Origin of the sequence: Streptomyces afghaniensis, from assembly GCF_044327915.1 — a bacterium.
Lineage (GTDB): Bacteria > Actinomycetota > Actinomycetes > Streptomycetales > Streptomycetaceae > Streptomyces > Streptomyces afghaniensis.
Genome location: NZ_JBIRGJ010000002.1, coordinates 120,486 through 139,968, shown reverse-complemented (window position 1 = coordinate 139,968; position 19,483 = coordinate 120,486). Strand labels below are relative to the sequence as shown.

General features: G+C 70.8%; 19 protein-coding genes, 1 tRNA gene and 1 pseudogene. 11 read left to right on the top strand and 10 right to left on the bottom strand.

The features are described 5' to 3' along the window. Nucleotides 1–276 precede the first annotated feature (276 nt). From ACH4G3_RS06915 to ACH4G3_RS06890, 6 genes are all read left to right on the top strand, one after another. Nucleotides 277–714 (top strand): DUF3052 domain-containing protein, encoded by a 438-nt coding sequence (locus ACH4G3_RS06915; RefSeq protein WP_010048512.1) that lies wholly within the window; start codon nucleotides 277–279, stop codon nucleotides 712–714. Between the two features lie 132 nt (nucleotides 715–846). Continuing rightward, a complete protein-coding gene (locus ACH4G3_RS06910) occupies nucleotides 847–1,305 on the top strand; it encodes a peroxiredoxin (protein ID WP_010048511.1) in 459 nt (152 codons plus the stop codon). Between the two features lie 147 nt (nucleotides 1,306–1,452). Next, nucleotides 1,453–2,028, top strand: coding sequence for a calcium homeostasis/redox stress adaptation protein (locus ACH4G3_RS06905; RefSeq protein WP_397623507.1), 576 nt, complete (start codon nucleotides 1,453–1,455; stop codon nucleotides 2,026–2,028). A gap of 121 nt (nucleotides 2,029–2,149) precedes the next feature. Then, nucleotides 2,150–2,725: a TerD family protein gene (locus ACH4G3_RS06900; protein ID WP_397623506.1), complete on the top strand. Its 576-nt coding sequence runs from the start codon at nucleotides 2,150–2,152 to the stop codon at nucleotides 2,723–2,725. Between the two features lie 125 nt (nucleotides 2,726–2,850). After that, nucleotides 2,851–3,996, top strand: coding sequence for a DUF475 domain-containing protein (locus ACH4G3_RS06895; RefSeq protein ID WP_397623505.1), 1,146 nt, complete (start codon nucleotides 2,851–2,853; stop codon nucleotides 3,994–3,996). Between the two features lie 129 nt (nucleotides 3,997–4,125). Next, nucleotides 4,126–4,863, top strand: coding sequence for a TerD family protein (locus ACH4G3_RS06890; RefSeq protein WP_397623504.1), 738 nt, complete (start codon nucleotides 4,126–4,128; stop codon nucleotides 4,861–4,863). 26 nt (nucleotides 4,864–4,889) lie between these two features. Here ACH4G3_RS06890 and ACH4G3_RS06885 read toward each other — a convergent pair whose 3' ends face one another. Further along, entirely contained in the window at nucleotides 4,890–5,813 is a 924-nt protein-coding gene (locus ACH4G3_RS06885) for a TerD family protein (protein WP_397623503.1), read from the bottom strand. A 230-nt stretch (nucleotides 5,814–6,043) separates the two neighbouring features. On the opposite strand from ACH4G3_RS06885, the gene ACH4G3_RS06880 reads away from it, so the two are divergent. The 3 genes from ACH4G3_RS06880 to ACH4G3_RS06870 all read left to right on the top strand — a co-directional run bounded on the left by ACH4G3_RS06880 (nucleotide 6,044) and on the right by ACH4G3_RS06870 (nucleotide 10,649). Beyond that, on the top strand, nucleotides 6,044–7,210 hold the full coding sequence (locus ACH4G3_RS06880) for an HpcH/HpaI aldolase/citrate lyase family protein (RefSeq protein WP_397623502.1): 1,167 nt from the start codon (nucleotides 6,044–6,046) through the stop codon (nucleotides 7,208–7,210). Nucleotides 7,211–7,272: 62 nt separating this feature from the next. After that, nucleotides 7,273–9,840: a phosphoribosyltransferase gene (locus ACH4G3_RS06875; protein WP_397623501.1), complete on the top strand. Its 2,568-nt coding sequence runs from the start codon at nucleotides 7,273–7,275 to the stop codon at nucleotides 9,838–9,840. Continuing rightward, on the top strand, nucleotides 9,840–10,649 hold the full coding sequence (locus tag ACH4G3_RS06870; RefSeq protein ID WP_397623500.1) for an HAD family hydrolase: 810 nt from the start codon (nucleotides 9,840–9,842) through the stop codon (nucleotides 10,647–10,649). Before ACH4G3_RS06875 ends, ACH4G3_RS06870 begins: the two co-directional genes overlap by 1 nt. Here the strand turns inward: ACH4G3_RS06870 and ACH4G3_RS06865 are convergent. The 4 genes from ACH4G3_RS06865 to ACH4G3_RS06850 all read right to left on the bottom strand — a co-directional run bounded on the left by ACH4G3_RS06865 (nucleotide 10,570) and on the right by ACH4G3_RS06850 (nucleotide 14,027). Then, nucleotides 10,570–11,355 (bottom strand): DedA family protein, encoded by a 786-nt coding sequence (locus ACH4G3_RS06865; RefSeq protein ID WP_397623499.1) that lies wholly within the window; start codon nucleotides 11,353–11,355, stop codon nucleotides 10,570–10,572. The two genes, ACH4G3_RS06870 and ACH4G3_RS06865, sit on opposite strands and share 80 nt — an antisense overlap. Before the next feature lie 57 nt (nucleotides 11,356–11,412). After that, a complete protein-coding gene (locus tag ACH4G3_RS06860) occupies nucleotides 11,413–11,634 on the bottom strand; it encodes an FmdB family zinc ribbon protein (protein ID WP_397623498.1) in 222 nt (73 codons plus the stop codon). Between the two features lie 56 nt (nucleotides 11,635–11,690). Next, complete coding sequence (locus ACH4G3_RS06855) at nucleotides 11,691–13,094, bottom strand: coiled-coil domain-containing protein (protein ID WP_397623497.1); 1,404 nt, start codon at nucleotides 13,092–13,094, stop codon at nucleotides 11,691–11,693. Between the two features lie 75 nt (nucleotides 13,095–13,169). After that, nucleotides 13,170–14,027, bottom strand: a complete 858-nt coding sequence (locus tag ACH4G3_RS06850) for a DUF4097 family beta strand repeat-containing protein (RefSeq protein WP_397623496.1) — start codon at nucleotides 14,025–14,027, stop codon at nucleotides 13,170–13,172. A gap of 199 nt (nucleotides 14,028–14,226) precedes the next feature. Here ACH4G3_RS06850 and ACH4G3_RS06845 point away from each other — a divergent pair. Further along, nucleotides 14,227–14,298, top strand: a tRNA-Val gene (locus ACH4G3_RS06845). 79 nt (nucleotides 14,299–14,377) lie between these two features. On the opposite strand, the gene ACH4G3_RS06840 is transcribed toward ACH4G3_RS06845, so the two are convergent. From ACH4G3_RS06840 to ACH4G3_RS06825, 4 genes and pseudogenes are all read right to left on the bottom strand, one after another. Beyond that, entirely contained in the window at nucleotides 14,378–14,731 is a 354-nt protein-coding gene (locus ACH4G3_RS06840; protein ID WP_020271068.1) for a hypothetical protein, read from the bottom strand. A gap of 94 nt (nucleotides 14,732–14,825) precedes the next feature. Beyond that, nucleotides 14,826–15,344, bottom strand: a complete 519-nt coding sequence (locus ACH4G3_RS06835; RefSeq protein ID WP_397623495.1) for a hypothetical protein — start codon at nucleotides 15,342–15,344, stop codon at nucleotides 14,826–14,828. Further along, nucleotides 15,341–17,350: pseudogene (locus tag ACH4G3_RS06830) on the bottom strand (putative bifunctional diguanylate cyclase/phosphodiesterase); the annotation flags it as partial. The gene ACH4G3_RS06835 and the pseudogene ACH4G3_RS06830, both read right to left, overlap by 4 nt. A 157-nt stretch (nucleotides 17,351–17,507) precedes the next feature. Continuing rightward, nucleotides 17,508–18,428: a ketopantoate reductase family protein gene (locus tag ACH4G3_RS06825; protein ID WP_397623494.1), complete on the bottom strand. Its 921-nt coding sequence runs from the start codon at nucleotides 18,426–18,428 to the stop codon at nucleotides 17,508–17,510. Between the two features lie 102 nt (nucleotides 18,429–18,530). Here ACH4G3_RS06825 and ACH4G3_RS06820 point away from each other — a divergent pair, with 102 nt between their 5' ends. Beyond that, nucleotides 18,531–18,770, top strand: coding sequence for a DUF2277 domain-containing protein (locus ACH4G3_RS06820; protein WP_397623493.1), 240 nt, complete (start codon nucleotides 18,531–18,533; stop codon nucleotides 18,768–18,770). A gap of 39 nt (nucleotides 18,771–18,809) precedes the next feature. Here ACH4G3_RS06820 and ACH4G3_RS06815 read toward each other — a convergent pair whose 3' ends face one another. Further along, on the bottom strand, nucleotides 18,810–19,415 hold the full coding sequence (locus tag ACH4G3_RS06815) for a DedA family protein (RefSeq protein WP_397623492.1): 606 nt from the start codon (nucleotides 19,413–19,415) through the stop codon (nucleotides 18,810–18,812). Nucleotides 19,416–19,483 lie beyond the last annotated feature (68 nt).

Sequence of the window (19,483 nt, the reverse complement as noted above, 5' to 3'; positions counted from 1 at the left end):
CCTTCGAGTCTCGTACCCACAGACGATTCCCAAACGCCCAAACAGGGCAGAAAGGTGTGGTGTGCATCACCTCGGGCCATGATGGTGTGCCTGGAGTTGCGGTGACACCGCCAGGATCGTCACCGTTTCGGCGGTCTGAACGGCCGGGTACTTGCGCGATCCGCCCCGCCCGTGTGGACTACGGCCAATGCTTCGCGCACGCGCGTGGCTGAGATTCCCTCGAGCTCACAGGAGCAGGGGGTACCGACATCCCAAGAAATGATCAGGAGGCAACCCGTGAGCGCGACCGCGGACCACGCGGAGGAGCGGACGAACCCTGCCGCCAGGCTGGGGTTCCAGCCCGGGCAGGTGGTCCAGGAGATCGGCTACGACGACGACGTGGACCAGGAACTCCGCGAGGCCATTGAGGGCATCGTCGAGGGCGACCTGGTGGACGAGGACTACGACGACGTGGCCGACGCCGTTGTGCTGTGGTTCCGTGACGACGACGGCGACCTGACGGATGCGCTGGTCGATGCCACCACGTACATCGAAGAGGGCGGCGCGATCCTGCTCCTCACGCCGAAGACCGGCCGTTCGGGCTATGTGGAGCCGAGCGACATCTCGGAAGCCGCCACCACGGCGGGTCTGACGGCGTCCAAGAGCGTCAGCGTCGGCAAGGACTGGAGCGGCAGCCGGCTGGCGACGCCGAAAGCCGCCAAGTCGAAGCGTTAGCCGCACGGCACGTCCACACGTCAGCCGTACGGACGGGGCGGGCCGGCATCGTCGGCCCGCCCACCCGTCTGCGCCGGTCCCTGCGTAGGGTGGGGCCCATTCCAGAAGCCCCATGAAGGGACACCCACAGCGATGGCGATCCAGGTCGGCGAGAAGGCCCCCGACTTCGAGCTCAAGGACAACCACGGCGCGAGCGTGAAGCTGTCCGACTTCCGCGGTCGGAAGAACGTGGTGCTGCTCTTCTACCCCTTCGCCTTCACCGGCGTGTGCACGGGCGAGCTGTGCGAGCTGCGGGACAACCTGCCGCAGTTCTCCGACCGCGACACCCAGCTGCTCGCCGTCTCCAACGACTCCATCCACACGCTGCGCGTCTTCGCCGAGCAGGAGGGCCTGGAGTACCCGCTGCTCTCGGACTTCTGGCCGCACGGCAACGTCTCGCGCGCCTACGGCGTCTTCGACGAGGACAAGGGCTGCGCCGTGCGCGGCACCTTCGTCATCGACAAGGAAGGCGTCGTGCGCTGGACGGTCGTCAACGGCCTGCCGGACGCGCGCGACCTGAACGACTACGTGAAGGCGCTCGACACCCTGTGACGCCGGTCGGGCGTCATGCGCTCGACACCCGCTGAATTGTCGGCTTCAGGGCCTGCGTGGGGCGGGAACCCGTCACTAGGATCGACTCGTTGATCCGACATCCGAGCACAACGGGGCATCCCGCCCCTGGACACCAATGGAGGACTCGTGGGAGTCAGCCTCAGCAAGGGCGGCAACGTATCGCTGACCAAGGAGGCGCCGGGCCTGACCGCGGTCATCGTCGGTCTGGGGTGGGACGTCCGCACCACGACCGGCACCGACTTCGACCTGGACGCCAGCGCGCTGCTGCTGAACAACTCCGGCAAGGTCGCCAACGACCAGCACTTCATCTTCTTCAACAACCTCAAGACGCCGGACGGCTCCGTCGAGCACACCGGCGACAACCTCACCGGTGAGGGCGAGGGTGACGACGAGCAGATCAAGGTCAACCTCGCCACTGTCCCGGCCGACGTCGAGAAGATCGTCTTCCCGGTCTCCATCTACGACGCCGAGACCCGTCAGCAGTCCTTCGGCCAGGTGCGCAACGCGTTCATCCGCGTCGTGAACCAGGCGGGCGGCGCGGAGATCGCCCGTTACGACCTGAGCGAGGACGCCTCCACCGAGACCGCCATGGTCTTCGGTGAGCTCTACCGGCACGGCGCGGAGTGGAAGTTCCGCGCCATCGGTCAGGGCTACGCCTCGGGCCTGCGCGGCATCGCGCAGGACTTCGGTGTGAACGTCTGAGCCAGCTGAAGGGCCCTGGTGACAGGGCCCCCGGGTCTTCCTGTCCGGCGCCGCACGGTTTACGTGCGGCGCCGGACGTGCAGGACCACCTGAGAGACACCACCCGGGGAGGGACAGCATCATGGGCGTCACGCTCGCCAAAGGGGGCAACGTCTCCCTGTCCAAGGCCGCACCGAACCTCACGCAGGTGATGGTCGGGCTCGGCTGGGACGCGCGCTCCACCACCGGAGCCCCGTTCGACCTCGATGCCAGCGCGCTGATGTGCAGCGGCGGACGCGTGCTCGGGGACGAGTGGTTCGTGTTCTACAACCAGCTCAAGAGCCCGGACGGTTCCGTGGAGCACACCGGTGACAACCTCACCGGTGAGGGCGACGGCGACGACGAGTCGCTCCTGATCGACCTCTCCAAGGTGCCGCCCCATTGCGACAAGATCGTCTTTCCCGTCTCCATTCACATGGCCGACGAGCGGAACCAGACCTTCGGCCAGGTCAGCAATGCCTTCATCCGCGTGGTGAACCAGGCGGACGGCCAGGAGCTCGCCCGGTACGACCTCAGCGAGGACGCCTCCACGGAGACCGCGATGATCTTCGGCGAGGTCTATCGCTACCAGGGCGAATGGAAGTTCAGGGCCGTCGGACAGGGGTACGCGTCGGGGCTGCGGGGCATCGCACTGGACTTCGGGGTCAACGTCTCATAACGCGATATGAGCAAAACCCGGGGCCCGGTGGGGTGCGGAGGGGGCCCGACTAGACTTCGGCTTCAAAAGTTCGTAAAGCCGGGTACGGCGCGGGGGAGCCCCGTACACACACGATTGGGTAGCCAGTGGTTCTGAAAACCTTCGGGTGGTCGTTCGCGGTCACCGCGCTCGGCCTGGTCGCAGCGGTCTTCTACGGAGGATGGACCGCGTTCGGTGTCGTAGCGATCCTGTCCGTCCTCGAGATTTCGCTGTCCTTCGACAACGCGGTGGTCAACGCCGGGATCCTGAAGAAGATGAATGCCTTCTGGCAGAAAATCTTCCTCACCATCGGCATTCTGATCGCCGTCTTCGGCATGCGGTTGATCTTCCCCGTGGTGATCGTCGCGCTCAGTGCCCAGCTGGGCCCGATCGAGGCCGTCGACCTCGCGCTCACCGACAAGGACCAGTACCAGCAGTACGTCACCGACGCCCACCCGTCGATCGCCGCCTTCGGTGGCATGTTCCTGCTGATGATCTTCCTGGACTTCATCTTCGAGGACCGGGACATCAAGTGGCTCGGCTGGCTGGAGCGCCCGCTGGCCAAGGCCGGCAAGATCGACATGCTGTCGGTCTGCATCGCCCTGATCGTCCTGCTGATCTCCTCCATCACCTTCGGCGCCAACGCCCACCAGCACGGCGGCACCCACGCCGACAAGGCGGAGACCGTGCTGCTCGCCGGCATCGCGGGCTTGATCACATACATGATCGTCGGCGGACTTTCCAGCTACTTCGAGGACAAACTCGAAGAGGAGGAGGAGCGCGAGCACGAGGCCGAGGAGCAGGCCGCCCGTGAGGGCAAGCCCAAGTCGGCCATCAAGCTGGCCGGCAAGGCCGCGTTCTTCATGTTCCTCTACCTGGAGGTCCTGGACGCGTCCTTCTCCTTCGACGGCGTGATCGGCGCCTTCGCCATCACCAACGACATCGTCCTGATGGCTCTCGGCCTCGGCATCGGCGCCATGTACGTCCGGTCGCTGACCGTCTACCTGGTCCGCGAGGGTACCCTCGACGACTACGTCTACCTGGAGCACGGCGCGCACTACGCCATCGGCGCGCTCGCCATGGTCCTCCTCGTCACCATCCAGTACGAGATCAACGAGTTCATCACCGGCTCCATCGGCGTCATTCTGATCGCCGCCTCCTTCTGGTCCTCCGTGCGCCGCAACAGGGCGATCGCCGCGGCCGAGGGAAAAGCCGGCTCGGACGAGAAGACTGAGGTCTCGTCCGGGGTGTGACACCCCTCCGGGTGAGGAACGCTCTGTGCGGGGCGGCCACCGAGGCGACTCCTCGGGGCCGCCCCGTCGGTCGTCAAGGGCCGTGGGTACGGCGAGGACCCGCGGTCACCAAGGGAACGTGGGGGCGGAATGGGCCTGTTCGACGGACTCCGGCGTGGGCGCGATGTGCAGTTCGACTCGGGGCACGCGGCAACCAACGCGATCGAACTGACCAAGCGGCGCGCGCAGATATCACTCACCAAACAGGGCGCGGCCACCGGCCATCTCCGGGTCAATCTGAGCTGGCGGATGCGCACCTCCGACATCGGCGGCCCGCAGCGCGAGAGTCTGCTGAGGCACCCCTTCAGGGCCCTGAAGCCGCCGGAGGTCATCGGCCACAGCCAGAGTGTGGTGAACGTCGACCTCGACCTGGGCTGTCTGTACGAACTCCAGGACGGCAGCAAAGGCGTCGTCCAGCCCCTCGGCGGCTACTTCGGCGACGTCAACGCCCCGCCGTACGTCAAGCTCAGCGGCGACGACCGCTTCGGCTCCGCGTCCGGCGAGACGATGTACATCAACCTCGACCACCGCGACAGCATCAAGCGGCTCCTGGTCTTCGTCTACATCTACGACCAGACACCCGCCTTCGACCGCGCGCACGCCATCGTCACCCTCTACCCGAGCAACGGCCCCCGCATCGAGATCCACCTCGACGAACGCCAGCCACAGGCCCGCTCCTGCGCCGTCGTCATGATCGAAAAGGTCAAGGACGAGATCATCGTGCGCCGCGAGGCGAAGTTCGTCTACGGGTTCCAGGCCGAGCTGGACCGGTTGTACGGGTGGGGGCTCCAGTGGGGCCGGGGCTACAAGACGAAGGTCGAGCGCTAGCCGGACACCCCAACGTCCGGCCCTGGCTAGCGTCCGATGAACTGCGGGCCCTGCGGGGGCAGGCGGAAGTCCGGGTCGGGGGCCGCGGCCGCGACCGGCTCCGGGTAGCCGTAGCCGGACTGCGCGCCCGTGACGCCCGCGGCCGCCGGTGCCTGGGGGTAGCCGTACGCGGGCTGGCTCGTGGGCTGCGGGTAGCCGTACGCCGGCTGGGTCGCCGGCGGCTGCTGGGGCGGATAGCCGTACGCGGGCTGCGCGGGCACCGCGGTCGGCTGCTCCGGCGGCAGCGGCCGGGACACCTCGGGGGCGGGCTGGGACGCGGCCGGGGGCTGCTGGGTGGTCGCGGAGGTCGTGGGCTGGGCCGGGTCCGCGGTCGTCGTCGGCTGTGCGGCCGTCTCCTCCATGGCCTCCGACTCGTCGACCGAGATGCCGTAGTCGGTCGCGAGCCCCTGAAGCCCGTTCGAATAGCCCTCGCCCAGCGCCCGGAACTTCCAGCCCTCCCCGCGCCGGTACAGCTCGCCGCAGATCAGCGCGGTCTCCTGGCCCGTCTCCGGCTTGACGTCGAAGTACGCCAGAGCCTCCGCGCCGGTGCCCGCCGCGTCGTACAGCAGAATGCGCAGTGCCTGTACGCGGTCGAACGTGACGCCGTCCGCCGAAGCGACCAGCAGAATCCGGCTGACCCCCGACTCGACACCGGCGAGATCCGTCTGGATCGTGTCGGTCAGGCCCTCGGCGACCCGCTTCTTGCCGAGCCGCCACACCTTCCCGGAAGGGTGCCGGGGCTGGTTGTAGAAGACGAAGTCCTCGTCGGAGCGCACATGACCGTCGGGGCCGAGGAGCAGCGCGGAGGCGTCGACGTCCGGAACCCCCTGCCCGGGTGTCCAGCGCAGCACGGCGCGCACCGTGGTGGCTTCCAGCGGGACGTTCGACCCCTTCAGCATCGCGTGCGTCATGCGGTCATCCTGCCTTCTCGGTCCTGCTCACGACAACGCGGGGGCCCGCGGCGCCACGAGCGGCGCGGACGGCCCTCGCGGACTACCGTCGTCATGGCCGGGCCTGGCTGTGCTTGCCCGCGTTACCTGAAATTCATGCCTGATGGGAACCTCTGCCATGGACTTCTACGTACTATTACCGGCCAGCTTTCGACGATTCGCAGGTCGCACAACCACCACGGGGGAGTTCCATGCGTCATTTCGGGCACATCGCCCCTGAGGTGCGGAAGCGTCTCTTCTACCGCGAGCCGTGTACGTTCACCGCGGATTCGCCGGCCTGGCTGCTGTCGGCCGCCCTCGGCGCCACGCTCTACAGCCCGGCCACCCGGCCCCGCCTCGCCGACGACATCCTCAAGCAGGCCGGTCGCGGCGTGGTCTCCATGGTCCTGTGCCTGGAGGACTCCATCGACGACGCGGAGGTCGGCCCGGGCGAGGAGAACCTCGTCCGCCAGCTCACGGCCCTCGCCGACCGCCCGGGCGCGGACCTGCCGCTGCTCTTCATCCGGGTCCGCGTCCCCGAGCAGATCCCCGACCTGGTACGCCGCCTCGGGCCCGCCGTCCGGGTGCTGTCCGGATTCGTACTGCCGAAGTTCACCGAGGAACGCGGCATCCCCTTCCTGGAGGCGCTGGCGAGCGCCGAGGCGGAGGGCGGCCGGCGCCTTTTCGCCATGCCGGTGCTGGAGTCGCCGGAGCTGCTCTACCGCGAGTCGCGCGTGGCGACCCTGGAGGGCATCTCCCGGGCCGTCGACAAGTACCGCGACCGCGTCCTCGCCCTGCGCCTCGGCGTGACGGACTTCTGCTCCTCCTACGGGCTGCGCAGAGGTCCCGACATGACGGCCTACGACGTCCAGATCGTCGCCTCCGTGATCGCCGACGTGGTGAACATGCTGGGCCGCGCCGACGGGACCGGCTTCACCGTGACCGGGCCGGTGTGGGAGTACTTCCGGGTCCAGGAGCGCATGTTCAAGCCGCTGCTGCGGCAGAGCCCCTTCCTTGAGGTGCAGGCCGCGGAACTGCGCGAGAAGCTGATTGAGCACGCCATGGACGGCCTGCTCAGGGAGATCTCCCTGGACCAGGCCAACGGACTGCTGGGCAAGACCTGCATCCACCCCTCGCACGTGCTGCCCGTGCACGCCCTGTCGGTCGTCAGCCACGAGGAGTTCTCGGACGCCCAGGACATCCTGCGCCCCGAGCGCGGCGGCGGGGGTGTGCTGAGGTCGGCGTACACGAACAAGATGAACGAGGTGAAGCCGCATCGGGCCTGGGCCGAGCGGACCCTGCTGCGTGCCGAGGTTTTCGGCGTGGCGAACGAGGACATCGGCTTCGTGGAGCTGCTCGCGGCCGGCTTGCGCGACTGAACGCGCGGCAGCCGAGGAACGCAGGCTCGCCGGCAGACCGGCGACTTCGACGCAGGGAATTCATGGAGAAGGCAGTGAACGAGGGGGTGCACCACCAGGTGCGCGACGGCGACGACGACGGCGACGGAGTGCGGGCCGGGAAGGCCGACGGTGCCGAGGGCGTCTGGTCGGGCAGCTGGGTCGCCGAGCGGCTCGGCGTCGAGCTCGTCGGCGACGACCGGCTGACCGGCCTGCTGGGACTGGCCCTGCGCCGCAACCCCAAGCGGGCCCACCTGCTGGTGTCGAACGTGCTCGGCAAGCACGTCCCGCAGTCGCCGTCCGTGGTCTACGGCCACGGCTTCGAGCTGGGCCGCCGCGTCCGAGAACTGCTGGGCCCCGACGAGGCGCGCCGCGCGGTCGTCCTCGGCTACGCGGAGACCGCGACCGGCCTCGGCCACTCCGTCGCCGACGGTCTGGGCCTCGCCCCCTACCTGCACTCCACCCGCCGCCCCGTCGCCGGTCTCGACCCGGCCGGCGGCTTCGAGGAGTCCCACTCGCACGCGACCTCGCACCTGCTGCTGCCGGAGGATCCCGCGCTGCTCTCCGGCGACGGGCCGCTGGTCCTGGTCGACGACGAGTTCTCCACGGGGAACACGGTGCTGAACACCGTCCGGGATCTTCATGAGCGGTATCCGCGGCGGAGGTATGTCGTGGTGGCCCTGGTGGACATGCGGTCGGCGGCCGACGCCGGCCGGCTGGAGGAGTTCGCGCGTGAGATCGGCGCCCGAGTGGATCTCGTTGCAGCGGCCTCGGGGACCGTACGGCTGCCCGAGGGGGTGCTGGAGAAGGGGCAGGACCTGGTGACGCGGTACGGGGCGGAGAACCCGGGGGCGCGGGGAACCGCGCGGCCGGCCTCCACCGGCCCGCACCCGGACGACGACCTCGCCCACCCCCACGTCACCCGCGTCGACCTGCGCTGGCCCGAGGGCCTGCCCGACGGCGGCCGGCACGGTTTCACCCCCGCGCACCGGGAGCGCCTGGAGAAGGCCCTGCCCGGCATGGCCGCCCGGCTCGCCGAGGCACTGCCCGCCGACGCCCGCCGCGTGCTCGTGCTCGGCTTCGAAGAGCTCATGTACGCCCCGCTGCGGCTCGCCGAGGCCCTGGAGCGGACCACGGACGCCGACGTCCGCTACTCGACCACCACCCGCTCGCCCGTCCTCGCCGTCGACGACCCCGGCTACGCGATACGCACCCGCCTGCGCTTCCCCGCCCACGACAACCCCGCGGACGGCCCCGGCGAGCGGTACGCCTACAACGTCGCGGGGGCCGGCTTCGACGCCGTGATCGCCGTCGTCGACTCGGCCGCGGACACGCCCCCGCTGCACGCGCCCGACGGCCTGCTGGCCCAGCTCGCCGCGCACACCCCCGAGGTCCTCCTCGCCGTCGTACCGTCGTACGCCCCCGAGGCCCCGCACGCCCCCGAAAGGCCCTCCATGCTGCCCGAGCCCCTCCGCGGCCCCGCCTTCTCCTCGTACGCACCCGAGGAGGTCGGCTGGCTGCTCCAGGACCTCTCGGACGTGACGCTGGAGGCGCCGACCGAGGAGCGCGAGGAGGCGATCCAGAGCGGCGGCGCGCACTACGCCGAGTCGCTGCCCGTGGAGTACCAGCCCAGCGAGCAGTACCAGGAGCTGTTCCACGCCGCGCTGGAGGACTCGGCGGCCCGCATCGCCCAGGCGGTCGGCGTGGTCACCGAGACCGTCCTGGCCGAGCGGTCGCCCCGCCCGGTCCTGGTCTCCCTGGCCCGCGCGGGCACCCCGATCGGCATCCTCATGCGCCGCTGGGCCCAGCACCGGCACGGTCTCGACCTGCCGCACTACGCCGTGTCGATCGTCCGCGGCCGCGGCATCGACGCCAACGCCCTGCGCTGGCTCGCCGGGCACCACGACCCGCGGGACGTCGTGTTCGTCGACGGCTGGACCGGCAAGGGCGCCATCACCCGCGAACTCGCCCAGGCCCTGGAGGAGTTCGAGAAGTCCGACGGCATCACCGGCTTCGACCCCGAGATCGCGGTCCTGGCCGACCCGGGCTCCTGCGTACGGACCTACGGCACCCGCGAGGACTTCCTCATCCCCTCGGCCTGCCTCAACTCCACCGTCTCCGGCCTGATCTCGCGGACCGTGCTGCGCGCGGACCTGGTGGGCCCGCACGACTTCCACGGCGCGAAGTTCTACCGCGAACTCGCCGGCACCGACGTCTCGGTGGCCTTCCTGGACGCCGTCTCCGCACGCTTCCCCGAAGTGGCGGACGCCGCCTGCGCCCAGGCCAAGGAACTGCTCGCCGCCGACCGCTCGCCCACCTGGGAGGGCTGGGCCGCCGTCGAGCGCATCAGTGAGGAGTACGGCATCCACGACGTGAACCTCGTCAAGCCCGGTGTCGGCGAGACCACCCGGGTGATGCTGCGCCGCGTGCCCTGGAAGGTCCTGGCACGGGCCGGGGCGGGCAGCGACCTCGACCACGTACGCCTGCTGGCCGGGCAACGCGGCGTACCCGTCGAGGAGGTGGCCGAACTGCCCTACACCTGCGTCGGCCTGATCCACCCCAGGTACACCCGGGGCGCGACCGGCGCCGATGGCAAGGCGGTGACCCTCTGATGCCCGCACTCGTCGCCAGCGACCTCGACCGCACACTGATCTACTCCGCTGCCGCCCTGGCGCTGACCATGCCGGACGCACGGGCGCCCCGGCTGCTGTGCGTGGAGGTGCACGAGAGCAGACCGCTGTCGTACATGACGGAGACGGCGGCCCAGCTCCTCACGGACCTGGGCGACACGGCCGTGTTCGTGCCGACGACGACCCGCACGCGCAAGCAGTACCTGCGTATCAATCTGCCGGGCCCCGCGCCCACTTACGCGATCTGCGCGAACGGCGGCCACATCCTGGTGGACGGCGTGTCCGACCCCGACTGGCACGCACAGGTGACCGCGCGGCTGGCCGACCAGTGCGCGCCCCTGGCCGAGGTGCAGGAACACCTGCTCAGGGCCGCCGACCCGGTCTGGGTGCGCAAGCACCGCGTCGCCGACGACCTCTTCGCCTACCTCGTCGTCGAGCGTGAACTGCTGGACGAGGACTGGGTGAAGGAACTCGCGGTGTGGGCGGAGAACCGCGGCTGGACCGTGTCTCTGCAGGGCCGCAAGATCTACGCCGTGCCCAAGCCGCTCACCAAGAGCGCGGCGATGCGCGAGATCGCCCGGAGGACCGGCGCCGATCTCACCCTCGCCGCGGGTGACTCCCTGCTCGACACCGACCTGCTCCTCGCGGCGGACCAGGGCTGGCGGCCCGGTCACGGGGAGCTGGCCGACGCCGGCTTCACGGCTCCCTCGATCAGAGTGCTTCCCGAGCGGGGCGTTCTCGCGGGGGAGCGGATCCTGCGGGAGTTTCTGGGGGCAGTGCGGGGCGCCTGAGCGTTCGGGTGGGGTGGTCGTCGTCGTGCGGGTGCGGCGCCGTCGTGGCCGCTCGCGCAGTTCCCCGCGCCCCTTGAGGGCGTGTCTCCTTGGGGCGTCGTAGCAGCCGTACTCCGACGAACGCCGCCACCGCCACGGCAGCCACCGCCAGGACCACCTTCGAGTAGGTGGAGACGATGTCCGTCACCTGGTGCCAGTTCGCGCCGAGGAGGTAGCCCGCGAGCACGAACACCGTGTTCCATATCGCGCTGCCCAGCGTGGTCAGCCCCAGGAACACCGGCAGGCGCATGCGCTCGACACCTGCCGGCACGGAGATCAGGCTGCGGAAGATCGGGATCATCCGGCCGAAGAACACCGCCTTGGTGCCGTGCCGCAGGAACCACGCCTCCGTCCGCTCGATGTCGGAGACCTTCACCAACGGCAGCCGGGCCGCCATCGCCACCGTCCGGTCACGGCCGAGCAGCGCACCGATTCCGTACAACGCGAGCGCGCCGATCACCGAGCCGGCCGTCGTCCACAGCAGGACCGCGAGCAGGCTCATCCGCCCGCTGCTCGCGGCGAACCCGGCGAGCGGCAGGATCACCTCGCTGGGCAGCGGCGGGAACAGGTTCTCCAGGGCGATGGCGAGACCGGCACCCGGTGCGCCCAGCGCGTCCATCAGGTCGTTGACCCACTGCGGTCCGGCGTCCGCTGCGATGGCTGTCATGCCGCCACGCTAGGGAACCGAAGCTGAAGGACTCCTGAGGAAATCCCGGAAGCGGCGTCAGCCGCAGCAGCCGCCTCCGCAGCAGCCGCCACCGCCGCCGGCCGGGCGGGGCGCCGGTGCCGGGGCGGCAGCCGAGCCACCGACCGCGACGGTGGAAAGGAGCTTCACCGTGTCGTCGTGACCCGAGGGGCATGCCGCGGGAGCGGAGGACTGAGCCATGGGACGGCTGAGTTCGAAGGTGTCGCCGCAGGTCCGGCAGCGGTACTCGTAGCGAGGCATGCGCACAGGTTAACCGGCACGGTCACTCGACCGGCACCGTCACTCGGCCGGGACGGTCAATGGCCGGCCGCCCCGCGTTCCTCGCGGATCTCGGACACCACGCGGGACACGGCCCGGCGTACCGCTTCGGTTTCCATGAGAAAGTGCCAGTAGTCCGGGTGGCGGCCGTCGAGGGTGGCGATGGCGCGTTCCAGGCGGGACACCGCGTCGTCCAGCGGGCGGGCGTGGCGCGGGTCGGGGGTGTTGCGGCCGGCCATGGCCAGGCGCTGGGCGTCGCGGATGGCGAAGCGGGTGCGTTCGATCTCCTGCTGGGGGTCCTTCTGCACGGTGTTCAAGCGGTGCAGGCGGTCGCCGGCGGCCGAGACGGCCTCGTCGGTGGTGTTCAGCAGGGCTCGTACGGTCGACAGCAGGGCCGTGGCATCGGCCCAGCGCTGTTCGTCGCGGGCGGACTGGGCCTCGGCCAGTTTCGTCTCGGCCCGGCGCACGTTCTCGGCGGCGACGCCGGGGACGCGTTGCAGGTCCTGCCAGCAGGCCACGGTGAACCGGCGGCGCAGTTCGCTCAGGATCGGTTCGACCTGCTCGGAGCGGGTGGTGAGGGCCTGGGCGCGGGTGCGCAGGGAGACGAGCCGGTGATCGATCTCGGCTGCGCGCTCCGGCAGCCGCTCGGCCTCCACGCGGACCGCTTCGGCCCCGCGGGTGACCCGCTCGGCCCGCTCCAGGGTCTGCGGTACGCCGTGCTGCCCGGCGCCCTGGTTCAGCTTGGTGAGCTCGGGGGAGAGGGCGGCGAGACGGGCGGCGAGGTCGTCGGCCTTCAGTCCTGTCGCCCGTACGGAGTCGAGGGCGTTGGAAGCGGCGAGCAGGGCCTGGCGGGCGCGTTCGACCGCGGGGGCGAGGCGGGCCAGCTGGGTCTCGGCCTTGCCGAGCAGCGGGCCGAGGCCGTCGGTGAACCGGTCCAGGTCCTGCTTGACCCGGCCGAGTTCCTCCTTGGCGGCGGTCAGCTCGGTGCGGGCGCGGGAGGCGGCCGAGGCCTCCAGGTCGTCGCGGTCGAGGTCGTGGGCGTCGACGGCGTTGATGTACTGGTGGCTGGCCTCGTCGATGCGCCGGCCGAGGGCGTCGAAGTCGGCGACGGCGCGCCGGGCGGCGGGGGAGTCGTCGACGGCGGTGATCGTCTCGATCGAGATGCGCAGGTCGCGCTGCGCGGTGTCGAGCTCGTAGAAGGCCGCCGCGGCGGCGTCCTTCGCGGCCTGTGCCTCGGCCCGCTGGCTCTCGGCACGACCGCCGAACCAGCGCCGGGTGCCCCCGCCCGCGAAGGCGGCGGGCAGCGCCAGCGCGGCCAGCAGGGGCAGTCCCATCAGGGTGATCGCGTCACGGAGCGGGCCGGGGGTACGGCGGAGGCGGCGGCTCGGGCGATGTGCGCGCGGCACCGACGGCGAGTACGGCTGCGCTGGAGTCGCCGTCACATCCCTCTCCCGTGCTGTGGTCCACCCTGCCCGGTTGTCATTCTCCCACCGGTTAAGGACGAACACACGGGCCGGTTAGTTCGCTGTTCGGACCGTCACTTTGCCGTCGCGGGTGTGGGCGGACACCACATGAGAGCTGCTCTCGTCGCGGGGGACGGACACATCCACGCCGCCGTCACCGGTCTCGGTGGTCACGCGGTAGGCGGCCTTGGGCAGCGCGATGGTCACGGAACCGTCGCCGCTGCGGGACTCGACGCGGTCCGGTACGGCACCGAGTTCCAGGCGGACCGAGCCGTCACCGGTGCGGGTGCGGACGTCACGGGAGGAGACGTCCGCCCGGATGGATCCGTCGCCGGTGCGCATCCGAAGGGGGCCGGTGGTGTCGGTGACGCGGACGGAACCGTCACCGGTGCGGATGTTCAGGGGGCCGGTGGTGTCGGTGACGCGGACCGAGCCGTCGCGGGTGCGGATGTCCAGGGGATCCCGGAAGCCGTGGGCGCGCACGCTGCCGTCGTCGTCCTGGACCTTCACGGTGACGCCCCGCGGCACCTCGACGCGGTGCTTGGCCGAGCAGTCGACGACGAAGCCGGAGCACTTCAGCCGCAGCACCAGCCGGTCGTCCCGCATGGACCAGGTGGCCCGGGGCTCCTTGCCGACGACGACCGAGCCCTGGAACCACCGGGTGACCTCGATCCTGCCCGCCGGGTTCTCGTCGGCGGCGACGATCTCGAGGGCCGAGTCGTCGGAGTCGACGGTGAGCGTGCGGCTCTGGAGGTCGAAGGACCGGTGGTCGGGGTCGGTATCGTCCCCCGCGGACGCGCCGCAGGCGCTGAGACCGGCGACGAGCACCACGACGGCACCGGCGGCGACCGCGCGGGCCGAGACGGTGCGGATGGTGCCGGCGGTGCCGGCAGTGCGAGTGGTGCGGGCCATGACGATCTCCCCCTGGACGGACGACGAGCGCTTTCGAGCGCTCTACGACCGTATGGATTCAGGGCCCGCCGGGGGATCCGGACCGCTCCCGGAACGACAGTGGGGTTAACCCCCGGGTCCACCCACGGATCGGGTTTGCGGGACCGCGCCCCGGGCAATGTAGGCTGTCGACTCGTCCTGGGCGCGTGGCCCGGGAGCCGGGTGCGTAGCTCAGGGGTAGAGCGCCTGCCTTACAAGCAGGATGTCGGCGGTTCGAAACCGTCCGCGCCCACCGGATCTTTCCGCCATCGGATCGTCAGAAGCGCCCCGGGCCCACTGCGGCCCGGGGCGCTTTTCCGGAGGTTCGGGCGCTACGGGGCTCCGTCGGTTTCCTCCGGCGGAGCCTCGTGCGCGTGCTTCAGTTCCGAGCGGGCCGCCACCCGCTCGGGGCCGGTGAGTTCGGACCAGTAGCGGTGGGTGCTGATGAACACCGCGAGCTCGTGTTCCCGCCGCCGGAGCTTCTCCACTTCGGCCTGTTCGTCGGCTGTCCAGCCGGGTGAGGCGGGGCGCTCCACCTTGCGCCAGCCGTTGTCGTCGCTGAAGCCGTCCAGTGGTTCGACCGACCAGGGGAGCCGCTTCAGCAGGGCCGACAGCTCGGCCCGGACCTGATGGAGTTCCTCCTGACCGGCGAGGAGGTCACTCGGAAAGTCATAGGTCGTTGCCACGACCCAATGATACGCCTGTTCGAATTGGCCATGCGAGTTCCTTCCCATGGCGCGCCGTACGGCATCGCCCCCGGCCCGCCCCGGAACAGGGCGTTCACAGAAGGGGCGGAGGCTGCGCCTGCCCGGCGGCGTTCGTAGTGTCCCGGGCGCTCCGGGCCACTGCCTCCATGTCCTCACTGTCGCTGCGCCGCAGGACGTAGAGCTTGCCCATGGCGATCAGGCTGGGACCGCACAGCATGATCGCGAGCCACCACACGTCCCTGGCGACGTAGATGCCGGCGCCGAGCATGGCGATGCTGATCACGGCCCCCACGTACAGACCCGTCATCCAGAGCGCGTGCTGGCGCTTCTCTCGCGCGAGCCGTTCCTCGCGCTCCGCGGCGGCCTTGGCGTTCTGGTCCTTGCGCTCGGCCGCCTCCCGCTGCATGTCCAGGTGCCTGAGCCGGATCTGGTGATCCCGCTTCAGCTGTGGTTCCAGGGCGGCTAACGCAACCTTGAGTTGCTCGGGTCCGCCGAGGGCGGCACCCCACTTCATGGCGATCTCCAGACCCACCGAGACGACGAGGTCGTCCGGCGGAAGGGGCGGAGCACCGCTGCTTTCTTCCACACTCACTGCCGCGCGCCTCCGTCACCGCTTCCTGCCGGGTCGTACACGGGTGCTGTCGTCGGTTCGGGAGGCGGTCCCAGACGTGCGAAGAGCCGGGCGAGGGCGTGCTCGAGTTCACCCGCTGCTCTGGCTACCGTGGCGGCCTCCTCCGGGCTGTGCGGCGTGTACGCGCGCAGCAACTCAGCCGCTGCGAGCGCCGGTTCGCTGAAGGAGTCGCCGCTGGATGCGGTGCCCCGGACGTCGCCGCCCTCGAAGGAGGTTCCGGGCCGGACGTGCGGTACCGGGAGGTGTGCCGAGGCCAGCGCTCTGCGTAGCCGGTACTCGTCCAGTGGCCCGGAGAAGGCCATGCCCTGTCCGTGGGTGCAGCCCATCTCGCGCAGGACGACGGCCTGCTCGGGCAGGTCCACCCCGTCGGCCAAGGACTGCAGTCCGAGGGCGCCGGCGATGCGCAGCAGGCCACTGGCGATCTTGTGCAGCCGCGGGGACTCGACGATTCCCTCGACCAGGCCGTGGTCGAGCTTGAGGATGTCGACGGGGAGCCGCCTGAGGGCCGTGATCGCCCCGTAGCCACTGCCGAACCCGTCGAGCGCGATCCGGACCCCGATACGTCTGAGGGCACTCAGACGGCGTTCCAGCTCGTCCAGGGAGAGTCTCGGGTCGGAGTCGGAGTGGGCGTCGGACAGCTCGATGATCAGCGACCCGGACGGCAGCCCGTGCCGCGTGAGCAGCGCCTCGATGGTGCCCAGCGACATCGACTCGTCCAGCAGCCGACGGGCGCTCATCCGGACGGCCACCGGCACTGCCAGGCCCGCCGCATGCCGTGCGGCGGCCTGCTCGACAGCCTGCTCCAGCATCCAGCGGCCCAGCTCGCCGGTCTCGTCGCCGTCCCCGCCCGCGCGCAGGAACTCCGCCGGGGTGAACAGCACCCCCTGCGAGGAGCGCCAGCGCGCCTGCGCGGACACCGACGTGATCCGGCCGTCCTCCAGGGACACCACCGGCTGGTGCAGCAGGGTGAACTCGCCGTCGTGCAGCGCGGCCCGCAGGCGCGTGGCCAGCTCCGCCTTCCGTACGACGTCCTGCTGCATCTGCGGCTTGTACAGCTCGACGCGGGCCTTGCCGCCCGCCTTGGCTCGGTGCATCGCGAGGTCGGCGTTGCGCAGCAGATCGCCCGCGCCGAGGCCGGCCTCCGCGAAGGCCACGCCGATGGAGGCGTTGACACGGACATCGTGGCCGTCGATGACGTACGGCTGGGACAGCGTCGTCCTGAGCCGGTCGGCGAGCTCCAGTATGTGCCGTTCCCGTGCGGCCCTGTCACGGGTGTTGTCCCCGACGATCAGGGCCGCGAACTCGTCGCCGCCCAGCCGGGAGGCGGTGTCGCCCTGCCGGACGGAGTCCTGGAGGCGGCGGGCGGCCTGGACGAGCAGCTCGTCCCCGGCCTGGTGCCCGATGGTGTCGTTGACCGCCTTGAAGCCGTCGAGATCGATGAACAGCACCGCCGTGTTCCGCACGGCCACGCCCCGGTCGGAGACGTGGCTGCCGGACAGGGCGTGCTGGACGCGCTTGGTGAACAGGGCGCGGTTGGGCAGGTCCGTGAGCGGGTCGTGCTCGGCGTAGTGCTGCAACTGGGCCTGGAGCCGGACCCTTTCGGTCACGTCCCTGCTGTTGAAGATGAGCCCGCCCTGATGCCGGTTGACGGTCGACTCGACATGGAGCCAGGTTCCGTCGCCGGACCGGAAACGGCACTCGATGAGCGTGGTGGGTTCCTCGACCGGGTCGGCGGCGAGGAAACGCCGCACCTCGTGGAGGACGCCGCCCAGATCCTCCGGGTGGATGAGGTTGGCCAGTTCCGTACCCACCAGCTCCTCCGCCGGCCGGCCGTACACACGTGCGGCGGCCGGGGAGACGTACCTCAGGACGCCGCTGGGTGCGGCCAGCATGATGACGTCGCTGGAGCCCTGCACCAGGGAGCGGAAGTGGTTCTCCTTCTGCGCCAGTTCCCGGGTGAGGCTGAGGCGTTGGTGAGCCGCTCTGAATAACGACGACAAGAATTTGCGCATGCCCGTCCCCCTTCGCGCCGCTTGCACCATATCGAGAGTCCGGCAGTACCGTCAGTCAGACAAGATGACTGCTCGTGGTCGTGGTGGTCGGCGTTCGCGGAGCCTCGCCGGATCAGCGCCTCCGCGGGGCCTCCGCGCCCGGGCCGGCGGCCAGCTCGCCCACCACCCGGGCCGTCACCGGAGCCGCGATGCCGTGTCGCTCGGCCGCCCGGAGCAACGCGCCGCCGATGGCGTCCAGTTCGAGCGGCCGGCCCGCCTCGGCGTCGCGCTGCATCGAGGACTTCATCGACGGCGGGAAGGCGTCGTAGCGGTCGAGGACCTGCGCCGGGTCCGCCGGGCCGCCGCACGCGCGGCTGATCGCGGCCGTCTCCTCGACCAGTGCGGTCAGTTCGTCGCGGTGACGGGTGCGGACCTCGCCGAGAGGGGCGGCGTGGCGGGTGGTCAGCAGGGCCATCGGGGCCAGGAAAGACATCTTCGCCCACAGGGCGGCCGTCTCGTCGTCCTGGACCCGGGTGGCCGGGCCGGCGGCGGTGAGGGCCTCGGCGAGGGTGTCGAGGCGGGTCCTGGGTACCGCCGTGCCGGTCAGGTCGATCTCCGCGAAGGGGCTGCCGTGTTCGATGACGCCCGGGGCGACGCGGGTCGACTCGACGCGGATGACGGCGGGGGCGACGCGGTCGGGGCGGTAGCGGGCGCGCAGGGTCGCCGGGTGTTCGACGCCGTTCAGGAACGGCACGAGGAGTCCGTCGCCCAGTGCGGGTGCGGGGACGCGCGCCAGGGCGGCGTCGAGGGTGGTGTGCTTGACGGCCACCAGGCACGCGTCGACGGGTTCGCGCAACTGCGTGTCCGCCTCGACCCGGGCCGTGAAGTCGCCGAAGTGCGCGCTGCGGATCCGGAGGCCGTCCGTGCGCAGGGTACGGGCCGTCTCCTCGCCGGACAGGCAGATCACCCGGTGGCCGGCGCGGGAGAGCAGCGCGGCGAGCAGTCCGCCCACGCCGCCGGGACCCAGGACGGCCACGGTGAGTTCGTTCCCCATGTCGGGTTCCTCTCTTCGGTCGGCCCCACGGTGGTGGCCGCCTCACCGAGATCATCGCAGTCGTCGCTGTCGTACGGAGGCCGAAAGGGCGAGACTGGGGGCATGTGCCGGAGTATCAAGACCCTGCGTCCGCCCGCCCTGCCCGAAGAGGCCACGGAAGCGGACATTCGGGCTGCCGCGTTGCAGTACGTGCGGAAGGTGTCGGGTTTCCGCGCCCCCGCCGCTCACAACCAGGAGGTGTTCGACCGCGCCGTGGAGGCCGTCGCGCAGGCCACGGCCGAGTTGCTGGACGGGCTGGAGATCCGCGGCGCCGGGGCCCGGCGGACATCCGACGCCGCCTGACAACCAGGGCCGGCCGGGACACCTCCGAGCGCCCTGGTCCTACGACACGCCTGTCGCCCGCGGTTCCCTGCGCATCAGGTACGCCGCCCCTGCCCCTGCCCCGAACAGCGCCGCCACCGACACCGCCGTCCCCAGCCAGCTCGCGCCCAGCCAGTGGGCGCCGAAGTAGCCGAGGGCGACGCTGTACACGGCCCAGGTGAGACCGGCCAGGGCCGACCAGGGGAGGAAGTCGCGGGCGCGGCGGTGGGCGGCGCCCGCGCCCAGGGAGACGACCGAGCGGCCGGCGGGCGCGAAGCGGGCGAGGACGACGAGGGCGCCGCCGCCCCGTGCGAGGGCCGTGCCGAGACGTTCCTGCGCGGTGGTCAGGCGCCGGGAGCGGGAGATCGCCCGGTCCAGTCGGTCGCCGCCGCGCCAGGCGAGGCGGTAGGCGGCCAGGTCGCCCAGGACGGAGGCGGTGGCCGCGCAGAGGGTCAGCACCAGGATGTCGGGCACGTCGGCCGCCGAACCCGCGGCCGCCGCCGTCGCCGCCGTGATCACCAGGACGCCGCTGGGCAGTACCGGCAGGAACACGTCGAGCAGGACGGACAGCGCCACCACCGCGTAGATCCATGGGCTGCCGAACAGCGACCCCACATGCTCCAGCACCGCAACTCCCCGTTGGTCCCCCGTGGGCCAGACCGTGCCGCGATGGCGCGGCGGAGCGGCAGGAGTGG

Excerpts from the sequence above, each read along its gene's own strand:
- ACH4G3_RS06910 (WP_010048511.1), top strand. The coding sequence starts at position 847 with ATGGCGATCCAGGTCGGCGAGAAGGCCCCCGACTTCGAGCTCAAGGAC.
- ACH4G3_RS06900 (WP_397623506.1), top strand. The coding sequence starts at position 2,150 with ATGGGCGTCACGCTCGCCAAAGGGGGCAACGTCTCCCTGTCCAAGGCC.
- ACH4G3_RS06890 (WP_397623504.1), top strand. The coding sequence starts at position 4,126 with ATGGGCCTGTTCGACGGACTCCGGCGTGGGCGCGATGTGCAGTTCGAC.
- ACH4G3_RS06885 (WP_397623503.1), bottom strand. The coding sequence starts at position 5,813 with ATGACGCACGCGATGCTGAAGGGGTCGAACGTCCCGCTGGAAGCCACC.
- ACH4G3_RS06880 (WP_397623502.1), top strand. The coding sequence starts at position 6,044 with ATGCGTCATTTCGGGCACATCGCCCCTGAGGTGCGGAAGCGTCTCTTC.
- ACH4G3_RS06875 (WP_397623501.1), top strand. The coding sequence starts at position 7,273 with ATGGAGAAGGCAGTGAACGAGGGGGTGCACCACCAGGTGCGCGACGGC.
- ACH4G3_RS06870 (WP_397623500.1), top strand. The coding sequence starts at position 9,840 with ATGCCCGCACTCGTCGCCAGCGACCTCGACCGCACACTGATCTACTCC.
- ACH4G3_RS06865 (WP_397623499.1), bottom strand. The coding sequence starts at position 11,355 with ATGACAGCCATCGCAGCGGACGCCGGACCGCAGTGGGTCAACGACCTG.
- ACH4G3_RS06860 (WP_397623498.1), bottom strand. The coding sequence starts at position 11,634 with ATGCCTCGCTACGAGTACCGCTGCCGGACCTGCGGCGACACCTTCGAA.
- ACH4G3_RS06850 (WP_397623496.1), bottom strand. The coding sequence starts at position 14,027 with ATGGCCCGCACCACTCGCACTGCCGGCACCGCCGGCACCATCCGCACC.
- ACH4G3_RS06825 (WP_397623494.1), bottom strand. The coding sequence starts at position 18,428 with ATGGGGAACGAACTCACCGTGGCCGTCCTGGGTCCCGGCGGCGTGGGC.
- ACH4G3_RS06820 (WP_397623493.1), top strand. The coding sequence starts at position 18,531 with ATGTGCCGGAGTATCAAGACCCTGCGTCCGCCCGCCCTGCCCGAAGAG.